Source organism: Rhizobium terricola (assembly GCF_012927355.1).
Taxonomy (GTDB): domain Bacteria; phylum Pseudomonadota; class Alphaproteobacteria; order Rhizobiales; family Rhizobiaceae; genus Allorhizobium; species Allorhizobium terricola.
Map to the genome: position 1 here is coordinate 582,224 of NZ_JABBGK010000001.1, position 11,700 is coordinate 593,923.

The window sequence follows — 11,700 nt, forward strand, 5'->3', positions numbered from 1 at the left end:
GATTGCTCCTTATCGCATCATGTAGTCGCGCAAGCCGGCCACCAGCGCGTCGAAGGTCGCACGACAACGCGGTGCCGTCCTCAGGCTCTCGTGCATCACGACATAAGTGTCGAGCGACAGCGCCAGGGCTCCGGGCAGGACGGCGACGAGTTCGGGATGGCGCCGCGCAAGGCCGTCCTGGCACATGCCGATGCCGCCGCCGGCGCGAATGGCGGCGAACTGGGCAAGATTGCTGTCGCTACGGAAGGCGAAGCGTATATCCGCAAGGTCGGGCCTGGTGGCGAGGATGGCGCGCACGTAGGCGAGCTGCCGGTCGAAGCCGATAAGGCGATGGCCGGCAAGATCCTGGAGGTGTTGCGGAGCTCCATGCCTCTCGAGATAGCTGAAGTGGGCGTAGAAGCCGAGCGGGATGCGGCCGACGCGCTGTGAGATCAGTGCATCCTGCGCCGGCTCGACCATGCGGATGGCGATATCGGCCGCCTGGTTGAGCAGATCCTCCACAGCGTCGGAGGGCGAGAGTTCGATCACCAGGTCGGGATATCGCTCTTGCAGATCGGCGAGGATCGGCGGCAGGACCTCGATGCCGATCACCTCGCTTGCGCTGATGCGGACCGTGCCGGAAATGCGATCGACACTGCCGGAGGCTGCGCGCTCGAGCGCGGCTGCGGTCGCCGCCATCGCCTCGGCGTGCGGCCTCATTTGCAAGGCGATCTCGGTGGGCAGGAGACCCTTCGGCGTGCGCAGGAAAAGCGGCTCGCCGCTCGCCTCCTCAAGCGCATCGACATGCCGGCCGACCGTCGGCTGGGTGAGGCCAAGGCTGCGGGCGGCAGCCGAAAGCGAACCCTCGCGCAAGACGGCGAGAAAGGTCCGATAGTAGTCCCAGTTCATTTCCATGTTCATGTAAATATGTATAGCAGGAAGAAAAATTTCGGCAATTTCGTATAGCAACACAATCGCCGACAATCTCGCCATCGAAACCTGATGGAGCGATCAAAGTGATGCAGACGGAAGAAATCCACGAAAGGCCCGTGGCACTCGTGCTCGGCGCAACTGGCGGTATCGGCGGCGCTGTGGCGGAAAAGCTTGCCGGGCGCGGATACGAGGTGCGGGCGCTGCACCGCCGCGCGGACGTGATGCAGGCCAAGCTACCGCAATATCGCTGGGTGCAGGGCGACGCCATGAACCGCGCCGACGTGATCGATGCGGCGCAAGGCGTCCAGTTGATCGTCCACGGGGTCAACCCGCCGGGCTATCGTAACTGGGCCGAACTGGTTCTGCCGATGATCGACAATACGATCGCCGCCGCCAAGGCGTCGGGTGCCAGGATCGTCATGCCCGGCACCGTCTACAATTTCGGCCCGGATGCCTTCCCTGTCCTTGACGAGGATAGCCCGCAGAACCCGGTGACGCGGAAGGGAAAGATCCGCGTCCAGCTGGAGCGGCGTCTGGAGGCGGCGGCAGGCGAAGGTGTGCCGGTGCTGATCGTTCGGGCCGGGGACTTCTTCGGCCCGGGCGCCGGCAACAATTGGTTTGCCCAGGGCATCGTGAAGCCCGGCAAGCCTCTGTCGTCGATCGGCAATCCGGGAGCCAAGGGCGTCGGACATCAATGGGCCTACCTGCCGGACGTGGCGGAGACAATGGTCCAGCTGATTGCGCAGGCGGACCGTTTGCCGATGTTCGCCCGCTTCCACATGGACGGCTTCTTCGACCAGGACGGCGGCCAGATGGCCGAAGCGATCCGGCGGGTGAGCGGCAAGCCTGACCTGAAGCTCAAGGCCTTTCCGTGGTGGCTGGTACGTCTTGCTTCGCCCTTCGTAGCGCTGTTTCGAGAACTGCTGGAGATGCGCTATCTGTGGCGTGAGACGATCCGGATGGACAATGCGCGGCTCGTCGGATTCCTCGGCGCAGAGCCGAGGACGCCGATCGACGAGGCGATCCGCGTGACGCTCGAAAGCCTGGGCTGCCTGGAGGGGGCGGAGAAACGTAAGGCCGCCAGTTCGCCTCGTTTGCGTTCCGCGAGCGCCGCGTAGAAGGGTGCCTGACGGCAAGAAGCCCCGCCGTTTCCGGCGGGCTTTCCAATGTCTCAATGCGCCTCGGTTCGGCTCATGCCATTTTCGGGTAGTTCGTGTAACCCTCGGCACCGCCGCCATAGAAGGTCGCACGGTCCGCCTCGTTGAGAGGCGCATTTTCCTTCAGCCGGCGGACGAGGTCTGGATTCGAGATGAACGGCTTGCCGAAGGAGACGATGTCGGCACGGCCGCTGGCGACCGCCTCGATCGCCATCTCGCGGTCGTAGCCGTTGTTGACCATCCATGCGGCCTTGCCACCGGCAGCATGGTAAGCGGCTTTCAGGCCGGCCCAGTCGAAGGGGAGGTTGTCGCGCGGTCCGCCGGTCGCACCCTCGATCACGTGGATGAAGGCGAGATCGTAGGCCGCAAGCTTCTCCACCAGTAGATTGAAGAGCGGCTGGGGATCCGGGTCGGAAATGTCGTTGGCGGGGGTGACCGGCGAGATGCGGATGCCGGTGCGCCCGGCGCCGATCTCCTTGACGATGGTATCCACCACCTCGACGGCGAAGCGGGTGCGGTTCTCGATGGAGCCGCCATAGGCGTCGGTGCGGGCATTGGCGCTCGAGCGCAGGAACTGGTCGATCAGATAGCCGTTGGCGGCATGAATCTCAACGGCGTCGAAGCCGGCATCGATGGCGGCGCGGGCGGCGCGGCGATAGTCCTCGAGAATCCCGGGGATCTCCTCGATTGCGAGCGCGCGCGGTTCCGACGTGTCGGCGAATGCCCCGGTGCCGTCATCGTTGATGATGAAGGTTTTGGACTTGGCGCGGATCGCCGAAGGGGCGACGGGCTGGGCGCCGTTCGGCTGGAGCGAGGTGTGGGACACGCGTCCGACATGCCAGAGCTGGACGGCGATCTTGCCGCCGGCGTGATGAACGGCCGAGGTCACGCGCTTCCAGCCTTCGATCGATTCCGGAAGATAGAGACCGGGCACCTGGGCATAGCCCTGGCCCTGCTGAGAGATCGGCGTGCCTTCCGAGATCAGCAGGCCTGCCGTGGCACGCTGTTCGTAATAGGTGACGTTGAGGTCGTTGGGGACTGCGCCCGGCGACCGGTTGCGGGTGAGCGGCGCCATGGCGATGCGATTGGCAAGGGTAATCTGTCCGAGGGAGATCGGATCGAAGAGGCTGGTCATTGCAAATCTCCTTTCCGGCGCCAAGTGGGAGGAGCGCGCCGGGAGACTGCATCTGGGGTCTCAGAGCACCTTGTTCAAGGCGTTGAGAAAGGCGCCGATCACATCTTCGTTGCGGCGATAGAGAACCCACTGGCCGACCCGGGTCGATGAGATGAGGCCGGCGCGTTGAAGCGTCGCGAGGTGGGCCGAGACTGTCGACTGGGAAAGTCCGCAGCGTTCGAACTGCCCGGCGCTCACGCCCATTTCCAGAGGTTGCGGCTGGTGGTCAAAGTGCTGGGCCGGATCCTTGAGCCATACGAGCATTTCGATCCGGGCAGGGTGCGCAAGCGCTTTGAGGGTTTCGTCGAGATTCATCTGCAATTGTCCAAAACGGCATTTCCCGTTTCACATATGGCCGTAACGGCGAACGTCAACTCGCCGCATCGTTAAGGGAAACCGAAAAGTGTTCATTTTTGATACACCATGCTGAACTTTTTTCGGCGGAGTTTCAGGCCGACCGTTCATCGTCGGAATTGATGCAAAGCAAAAAAAGAGGGCCGCCGGATTGCTCCAGGGCCCTTTGAATTGTGAAGGTCAAAAACCTCCAGAGGGGAACAGCTGCTGCGGTGGAACTGGGAGGAAAAAGCCACCATGTGCATCAGCTGTGTGCGATATGGTGGTTTTTTGTGCAGTGAACAATGCTTTTTTATGCATGTCAGACATGCAGTGACCGCAGGCCTTAACGATTTGCCCTGCTTTTCGAACTAAAAGTTCCAGTTTCGCGCCTTGGCGACAATAAAATCGCGGAAAGCTTTCAATTTGGCGGCGTTTTTCATCTCGTCCGGATAGCAGAAATAGGTGTCGAACGAGGGGACGTCGGCGCTGGTCACCAGCTGCAGGAGCCCCGGATCGCGGCCGACGATGTAATCGGGCAGCATGGCAATGCCAATTCCGAGCAGGCAGGCGCGCTTGATCGAGGTCAGACTGTTGATCTGCAGATGGGGAACACGCGGATTGTCGGAGGTGCGACCGGCGACTTCCAGCCAGTTGACGTCGAGAAGGTAACCCGGCGCGGGTTCGCCGAAGGTGATGATCCGGTGGTTGTCGAGATCCTCGATCGACTGCGGCTCGCCATAGCGGTTGATGTAGGAGGGGGCGGCATAGACGTGCATGTGCACGGTGAACAGCTTGCGCTGGATGAGGTCCGACTGCTGGGGCTGGCGGAGGCGGATGGCGCAGTCGGCATGGCGCATGTTAACGTCGAGCTCCTCGTTATCGAGGATCAGCTGGATCGACATGTCCGGATAGAGCTGCAGAAATTCCTGCACCTTGTCGGTGAGCCAGCCCTGGCCGAGGCCGACGGTCGTCGTGACGCGCAGCTTTCCGCTCGGCTTCTCCGTCGTCTCGGTGAGCTGCATCTTGACCGTTTCGAGCTTCAGAAGCACGTCATGGGCGGTGCGGTAGAGCAGTTCGCCCTGCTCGGTCAGGATCAGGCCACGCGCGTGGCGGTGGAACAGCTTGACGCCGATATCCTGTTCCAGCGCGCTGACCTGGCGGCTGATCGCCGATTGGGACAGATGCAACTTGTCGGCCGCGTGGGTAAAAGACCCGGCTTCGGCGGCCGCATGGAAAATGCGCAACTTGTCCCAATCCAACGGCATGCCGCCCCCTCTCATGTCGTTACTCCGCGGCTTCGGCCCGGACCGGTGCGGCAGACAGGAAGCGCTCGGCCTCGAGCGCTGCCATGCAGCCCATGCCGGCCGCGGTGATGGCCTGTCGGTAGACGTCGTCGGTGACGTCGCCGGCGGCATAGACGCCCTCGACGTCCGTCGCGGTCGAATCGGGCGCGGTCCACAGATAGCCGTTCGGCTTGAGCTTCAGCTTGCCCTTGAACAGTTCGACCGCCGGCGCGTGGCCGATCGCAACGAAAACGCCGTCGATCGGCATCTCGGTGATGGCACCGTTCTGGGTGTCGCGCAGCTTGACGCCGGAAACCGACGGCGGCATCGGCGGCTTTGCCGGTGCACCGGTGATCTCGGCAACCTCGGTGTTCCACATCACCTTGATGTTTTCCTTGGCGAACAGGCGTTCCTGCAGGATCTTCTCCGAACGGAAGCTGTCGCGGCGATGAACGACCGTCACCGACTTCGCGATATGCGAGAGGTAAAGGGCCTCCTCGACGGCCGAGTTGCCGCCGCCGACGACGATGACGTCCTTGTTGCGATAGAAGAATCCGTCACAGGTCGCGCAGGCCGATACGCCGAAGCCCTGGAAATGCTGTTCGCTCTCGATGCCGAGCCACTTGGCCTTCGCACCGGTAGCGATGATCAGCGTGTCGGCGGTCCAGACCTGGCCGGAATCGGTCCGGGCGGTGAAGGGACGACGCGACAGGTCGACTTCTGTCACCAGGTCGTTGACGATCTCGGCGCCGACATGGGTCGCCTGGTTGAGCATCTGCTCCATCAGCCACGGGCCCTGGATCGGATCGGCGAAACCCGGATAGTTCTCCACGTCCGTGGTGATCATCAGCTGGCCGCCCTGTTCCATGCCGGCGATCAGAACAGGTTTCAGCATCGCGCGGGCGGCATAGATCGCGGCAGTATATCCGGCGGGGCCGGACCCGATGATCAGCACCTTGGTGTGGCGGGCGGTCATGGTGGTTCCTTTCAAAGCGGGCAAGGGAGGGGGCGATATAAGATCGCGCGCCGCTTCTTTGTAGCCTCATTTATGATTGGTCCATGCATTTATTCAAGGTCAGCATTGCAATACCAACAAGGCAATCCGTCGCACGGTAATTTTTATGCTCGCCGCGGACAGATTATTGCCAAATCCGGCGATTCAGCTAGAAGTCTGGAACATCCGCCACGAAAGGTCTGAGCGTGTTGAGAGCCGAGCTGGACGCCATCGATCTCAAAATCCTTCGAGAATTGCAGCGCGACGGTCGTATGACCAATGTCGAGCTGTCCGAGCGGGTCGGCATTTCCGCGCCGCCCTGCCTGAGGCGCGTGCGCAAGCTGGAAGAGGCGGGCATCATCGAGGGCTACCATGCGATGCTGAACGCGCCGAAGCTGGGCTTCGACCTGGTGGCATTCTGCATGATCGGGCTCAAGCACCAGTCCGAAGCCAATCTCAAGGCGTTCGCCGCGGCGACCGAGGGCTGGCCGATGGTGAGGCAGGCCTGGATGGTCAACGGCGACAGCGACTTTCTGCTGCATTGCGTTGCAGAAAACCTGACGCGCTTCCAGGATTTCGTGATTGAGGTCCTGACCGCCAACGAGCATGTCCACACCGTGCGCACCATGCTGACGATCCGTCAGGTCAAGAAGGTCGGGCTGGTCGAGATCTGATCGGGACGCGGGCACTGCCGTTTCCGCTCAGGGGGCGGTCGCCCCCTACTGTTCCCTAGCGGCTCGAGGCGGCGAATTCTTCGATGAGACGGGAATGCAGATCCGTCCCGTACGCCCGCATCCTCACCTTTTCCATCATGTCCGGATCGATCTCCTCCAGCTTTCCAGGGATCAGAAAGACGTTGTAGACGTAGCGGAGAAAGAGCCCGCGCAGGCGTTCGTCGGGATTCCAGTCGTCGAGAGCCTCGAGCGCCCGGCCGAGTTGCGGCATGGATGGAGCAAGGAGCACGAGGTCGGCGATGCCGTAGGGGGCTTCGCCGAGGACGATGACCTTCTTCGCCAGGACCAGGCTTTCCATGCCGACCGTCGAGTTGATGGTGACGACGGCTTCGGCGTTCTCGATCAGCTTGCGGGTTTCGTTGTGATTGGCAAAGTGGATGCGCGGATGGGCCTTCACCTTGTCACGGATCGTCAGCGGGAAGCTCGGATGTTCCTTGATGACGAATTCGCGCTCCGGATATCGTTCCGCCAGTTCGAACAGGACCTCGTAGAAATGCCGCATGTCGCGGATCCACGGAGAGTGTTCGAGGATCTGCATGTCGCTCGGGACCTGGAAGGGCACGAAGATGTAGCGGCCGGGCAGGGCGGTCGCCTCCTCTCCCTTCTGCTTCGTGTCGCGCCGGGTAAGGCTCTGCGGCAGTTCGCCGCCGATGCGGTCGGCGGCCCAGAGATAGAAGGCCGCTTCGCGAGGCAGGGTGCTTCCGAAGTTGATGCCCTTGCGATCACATTGGGAGGTGTTTGGGAAGAAGCCGTTTTCCATGACGAGCATGGATCGTCCCCGCTGGCGTGCACCCGCGGCAAGCAAGGATGCCGGGATCATGAAACCGTTGAAGACGAGAACCGTGGCGTCGGGATGCTCTTCGAGCCGCGCCTCAATCAGGATCGCCGATAGCCGGGCGCGGAGCGTCATCAGCGCACGGTATGTCATGGCGGCGATCGGGTTGCCGAATACCGCGGGGAAGCGGATCTGGCGGCGCAGGAGATTGTGTTCGATGCTGTCGCGAAGGGGGATATCGGTTGCCGTGGCGCTGAACAGCTTGATGAGGCCGGCAGGCCCCTTGCGGCGCAGCAGTTCCTTCAGGCCCGCCATCAGCTTGAACGGCGCGCAATCCATCCGCTCGCCAAGAACCCTCTGCAGCGGCTTCAGGACATTGCGCTGAGAATAGATGAATTCAACCTTGTCCATCGGATGCCTCAGCCTTTCGCGAGCAGCCCGTCATAGATCGCCTCGAGCGCGGAGGCTTCGCGTTCGAGACCGAAGGACGAAAGCACATGCGTGCGCGATGTCTTGCCCCAGTTCGCCGTCCGCTCGGGATTGTCCATGCAGTCGCCGATCGCGTCGCGCAGCCGCTCATAGTTGCCGGCCGGCACGACCTTGCCCGTCTCGTCCTCGACTATCATCTCGGCATAGGCACCGGCATCGCTGGCCACGACCGGCGTGCCGGAGGCCATGGCTTCTAGCGGGGTAAGGCCGAAGCCTTCGTTGCGCGAGGGGGCTACATAGAGGCTGAGGCGGCGGTACCACGGCTTGATGTCGTCGACCTCGCCGAGAAAGACGATGCGCGAGTAAAGGCCGGCAGCCGCGATGTCTGCCTTGAGGCCGTCTGCGAACCCCTGGTGCTCGGCCGTCACCCGTCCGCTGATCACGGCGGTCCAGTCCGGATGACGTGGCAGGAGTTCGATCATGGCGCGGACGAAGAGATCGGTGCCCTTCTGGTGGCGGACGCGGCCGAAGCAGCCGACGAGGTGACGTCCGGGCAGACCGGTTGCCGCGATCGTGTCGGACGGTCCTGCTGCCGGTTGGAACAGCGTCGTGTCGATCCCGTGGCGGATGACGGTGTGCGGCACCTTGAGGAAGGAACCGGAACGGGCGCTCGTCGCGACGACGGCATCCATCCTGGAGATCAGCCAGCGGGTGTAGCCCGTGTGATGCCGCTGGGCAGCGGAGGTAAAGAGCAGCTTCAGCGGCATGCGCAACACGTCGCGCAGCAGGATGCCGAACAGCATCTCGTTGTTGCGCCGGGCGTGCCAGACGCGCACGGGCGCGCCCGACGGCCGGCGCCAGAGGCCCGGCAGCTGGCGCCAGTGCATCTTCGGAAGTCCTGCGGGAAGGCCCGGGCCGAGCGTCACGATACCGCGCCCCATCTGCCGCTGCTGCGGGATCAGCTGGATCACGGTCGAGGTCACGCCGGAAAGGCGCCGCTTGAAATGCGGCGCGATCACCGTGATATCGGCAAGCGAGAGCAAGGGAAGGCCTTCCGGTTGGGTATCAGCCCCAGTGGATCGCGAGGATCTCGTAGGCCTTCGAGCCGCCGGGGGCGACGACTTCGATGTTGTCGCCGACTTCTTTGCCGATCAGGGCGCGGGCGATCGGCGACGAGATCGAGATGCGGCCGGCCTTCACGTCGGCTTCCTGGTCGCCGACGATCTGGTAGGTCTTTTCCTCTTCGGTGTCCTCGTCGACCAGCTTGACGGTCGCGCCAAACTTGATGGTCGAACCGGACATCTTCGACAGGTCGATGACCTCGGCGCGGGCGGTCAGGTCTTCCAGTTCGCTGATTCGGCCTTCGTTGTGGCTCTGGGCTTCCTTGGCGGCGTGGTATTCGGCGTTTTCGGAAAGGTCGCCATGGGCGCGGGCTTCGGCAATCGCCTCGATGATGCGCGGCCGCTCTTCCTGCTGGCGCCAACGCAGTTCCTCCTGCAGCTTGTTGAAGCCGTTCTGCGTCATCGGTACCTTTTCAACCATTTCCTCTTCCTTCGCATTCATGCCCGCTTGGCGCTGGACATAAAAGAAAACAGGTCCCGAAGCGAAGCCACGGAACCAGTTCAAATCAACGATTGGCAGACTATAGCAGAATGGTTCGCGCAATATCCAGACATTTCGACAGAGGTGCTTTTCCGACTGTCCGGGCGTCCGTTCGGGTGCGACGCTAGAGCGCCTGCGGGATGAGCCTGAATTCGACGCGGGCTGGCACTGTCGCGGCGAAGCGAGACAGTGCCTGTTCGACCGCCGCGCGATCGGCCTCCGGCATGATGTAGAAGGTGACCGTGTCCTCTGCCGCGGTATAATTGTCGACCGTGCGCAGCGTTGCGACCCGCGTCCAGTCGGCAGGAATTTCCCTGAACCATTTGTCATAGATCATCGCAAGCCCGACCCCGTTGTCCCGCGTCAGGCGTGACATGGCCGTGGTGTCGAAGCTCTTCGCGGCCCTCAGCTGGCGGACGGGTTCGGAGCCGAGGCCCCAGAGGTCGAGGACGTAGGCGTCGTTGCCGTAGCTGACGAGACCGAGATCGTTCACTGCCACCGGTCCGCCGTGGAACTGCTGCGCGAAGCGGCGCATCTGGAACTGCTGTTCGTAGATGTTCCTTGCCGCGAGCGGCGTTCGCACGGCCGCGACGGCGTAGTTGAACGACATGGTCGAAAGCAGAAGGAACAGGAGGACCGAGCCGGCCTTCCTCAGTGTGCTGGTTCCGCGCAGGCGGCGCCAGGCATCGAGCAGGAGCAGGCCGGCCAGGGCGACCGCGTAGACTTCATAGCGGAAGAACCAGCCGATCTTGCCGACCAGCAGGTGGGCGCCAATTGCCGCCACCGCCACGGCATAGACGACGGCAATGCGCCGGTTGCTGTCGCGGAAGACGTAGGCCGCGAGGCTGAGCAGCATCGCCGACAGGACCAGGCAAAAACCTGCCCGCAGCCGAAGGTTCGCCTTGATCTCCAGAAGGATCGCGCGGAGCGGCTGCACGTCGCCCGAAGCAGTCGAGGCCGCGCTTGATTTCAGCAGGACCGAACTCGGGAAGAACGGCAGGTCGCGAAGAAGGACAAAGGCTGCATAGGCGGCGACACCGGCAAGGATCGCGAGTGACGCCCGAACGGCAATGAGGCGCTTGCCGAAGTACCAAAGTGCGATGATGGAAAGGCCGGAAAGAGCTGCGCCTTCGAAGCGCAGAAGGGGCATCAGGACAATGGCCGGGGTCAGGTACCAGGGGATGGTTCGTTCCTCCGCTGCATCGACGAGGCCATCGATGGTTGCGACTACGGCAAGGACATGCGGCGAGTGTTCCATGCCGGTCAACGGGAGGGCGATGCTGCTCGTCAACAGGATGAGGAGAAGTCCGCAAACGGCCATGCCGAGGTAGCCGGCTCCGGTGACGATGCCGTTCTTGACGAGAAAGCGCACCGAGAGGAAGACCGTTGCCATGGCGGCGGCGACATTGATCACCAGCGGGCCCGCCATGCCGAGCCCAAGCCATTCGGATACCGCCAGGAGCCAAGGCCAGAGGATGGAGGACGAGGGCGAGGAGAATTCGGTGGCGTTGACGCCGTAACCGCCGAGCAGGATGTTTCGCGCGACCGCCAGATGGATGTAGGGATCGTCGAGCGTGTAGATCAGATGGCCCTCGGCCAGATCTATCGAAATAGCGAGAACGATGCAGAACAGGGCAGCCCAGGCGAACGTCACCATCATCGGGAAACGTCGAAGAGAAACATGCTCCATCACCGGTCCGAAATCCCTCTTGCCCTGGAAAAGTGTTCCACCTTCTTTGCCCACAGACCACTGGTTGGGCAGTTGAGACCGCTTATTGCGCGATCGCGTTAAAATTGCAGAAAGGAAGAGGGGTGGATTCTAACCTCCTCGCACCAGCCGTGGCGGTATGGCTTCAGCCCTGGCGAAGGACCGTTTCCAGCCGCTCGAAGTTCTGCTCATTGGCGGCGGCGATGAATTTTTCGAGGAAGAGGGTCTCGTCGTTCCGCTCCATGCGCATGCACCAGTCGAGGCGACTGCCGCTTCCCTCGGCGGAGAAGGTCATCTCAAGCGTGTAGACGTGCAGCGGTTCGTGATGGCGGAAGACGATACGGCGCAGCGGTTCGACAGTCTGGAATGTCGAGCGGTTGAGAAAATCCGTGCCGTCGGAGGCCTGCATGGTGATCAGCCAGGTTCCGCCGGGTTGCAGGTCGAAAGCGTGGATCGTGTTGGTGAAGCCGTGTGGTCCCCACCACAGGGCGAGTTTGCCGGGATCCGCGAAGGCGTCGTAGAGCGTTTCGACGGTTGCCTCGAAGAGGCGGCTGTTGCTGATTTCGACGGTTTCCTGGTCGCTCATGCCGAGATCG

At 62.6% G+C, this 11,700-nt stretch carries 12 protein-coding genes; 2 read left to right on the forward strand and 10 right to left on the reverse strand.

All coding sequences use genetic code 11. From position 1 onward, the window contains the following. Positions 1-9 precede the first annotated feature (9 nt). On the reverse strand, positions 10-900 hold the full coding sequence (locus HHL25_RS02685) for a LysR family transcriptional regulator (protein ID WP_169587008.1): 891 nt from the start codon (positions 898-900) through the stop codon (positions 10-12). Between the two features lie 98 nt (positions 901-998). On the opposite strand from HHL25_RS02685, the gene HHL25_RS02690 reads away from it, so the two are divergent. Then, positions 999-2,030 carry an NAD-dependent epimerase/dehydratase family protein gene (locus HHL25_RS02690; RefSeq protein WP_169587011.1) on the forward strand — a complete coding sequence of 344 codons (1,032 nt, stop codon included), beginning with the start codon at positions 999-1,001 and terminating at the stop codon, positions 2,028-2,030. Positions 2,031-2,103: 73 nt separating this feature from the next. Here the strand turns inward: HHL25_RS02690 and HHL25_RS02695 are convergent, their stop codons facing one another. From HHL25_RS02695 to trxB, 4 genes are all read right to left on the reverse strand, one after another. Then, a complete protein-coding gene (locus tag HHL25_RS02695) occupies positions 2,104-3,204 on the reverse strand; it encodes an alkene reductase (protein WP_169587013.1) in 1,101 nt (366 codons plus the stop codon). Positions 3,205-3,264: 60 nt separating this feature from the next. Next, complete coding sequence (locus HHL25_RS02700; RefSeq protein WP_169587014.1) at positions 3,265-3,558, reverse strand: ArsR/SmtB family transcription factor; 294 nt, start codon at positions 3,556-3,558, stop codon at positions 3,265-3,267. Positions 3,559-3,947: 389 nt separating this feature from the next. Next, complete coding sequence (locus tag HHL25_RS02705; protein WP_169587016.1) at positions 3,948-4,844, reverse strand: LysR family transcriptional regulator VtlR; 897 nt, start codon at positions 4,842-4,844, stop codon at positions 3,948-3,950. Between the two features lie 19 nt (positions 4,845-4,863). Continuing rightward, a complete protein-coding gene (trxB, locus tag HHL25_RS02710; RefSeq protein ID WP_169587018.1) occupies positions 4,864-5,838 on the reverse strand; it encodes a thioredoxin-disulfide reductase in 975 nt (324 codons plus the stop codon). A 224-nt stretch (positions 5,839-6,062) separates the two neighbouring features. Between trxB and HHL25_RS02715 the strand changes: the two genes are divergently transcribed. Then, complete coding sequence (locus HHL25_RS02715; protein WP_169587019.1) at positions 6,063-6,530, forward strand: Lrp/AsnC family transcriptional regulator; 468 nt, start codon at positions 6,063-6,065, stop codon at positions 6,528-6,530. Positions 6,531-6,585: 55 nt separating this feature from the next. Here HHL25_RS02715 and HHL25_RS02720 read toward each other — a convergent pair whose 3' ends face one another. The 5 genes from HHL25_RS02720 to HHL25_RS02740 form a co-directional block, all read right to left on the reverse strand. After that, positions 6,586-7,776: a capsular polysaccharide export protein, LipB/KpsS family gene (locus HHL25_RS02720; RefSeq protein ID WP_169587021.1), complete on the reverse strand. Its 1,191-nt coding sequence runs from the start codon at positions 7,774-7,776 to the stop codon at positions 6,586-6,588. A gap of 8 nt (positions 7,777-7,784) precedes the next feature. After that, on the reverse strand, positions 7,785-8,837 hold the full coding sequence (locus HHL25_RS02725; RefSeq protein ID WP_169587023.1) for a glycosyltransferase family 4 protein: 1,053 nt from the start codon (positions 8,835-8,837) through the stop codon (positions 7,785-7,787). Positions 8,838-8,859: 22 nt separating this feature from the next. Then, complete coding sequence (greA, locus tag HHL25_RS02730; protein ID WP_169587025.1) at positions 8,860-9,336, reverse strand: transcription elongation factor GreA; 477 nt, start codon at positions 9,334-9,336, stop codon at positions 8,860-8,862. 184 nt (positions 9,337-9,520) lie between these two features. Further along, a complete protein-coding gene (locus tag HHL25_RS02735; protein WP_169587027.1) occupies positions 9,521-11,086 on the reverse strand; it encodes a hypothetical protein in 1,566 nt (521 codons plus the stop codon). Positions 11,087-11,249: 163 nt separating this feature from the next. Beyond that, positions 11,250-11,690 carry an SRPBCC domain-containing protein gene (locus HHL25_RS02740; protein ID WP_169587028.1) on the reverse strand — a complete coding sequence of 147 codons (441 nt, stop codon included), beginning with the start codon at positions 11,688-11,690 and terminating at the stop codon, positions 11,250-11,252. Positions 11,691-11,700: the final 10 nt, after the last annotated feature.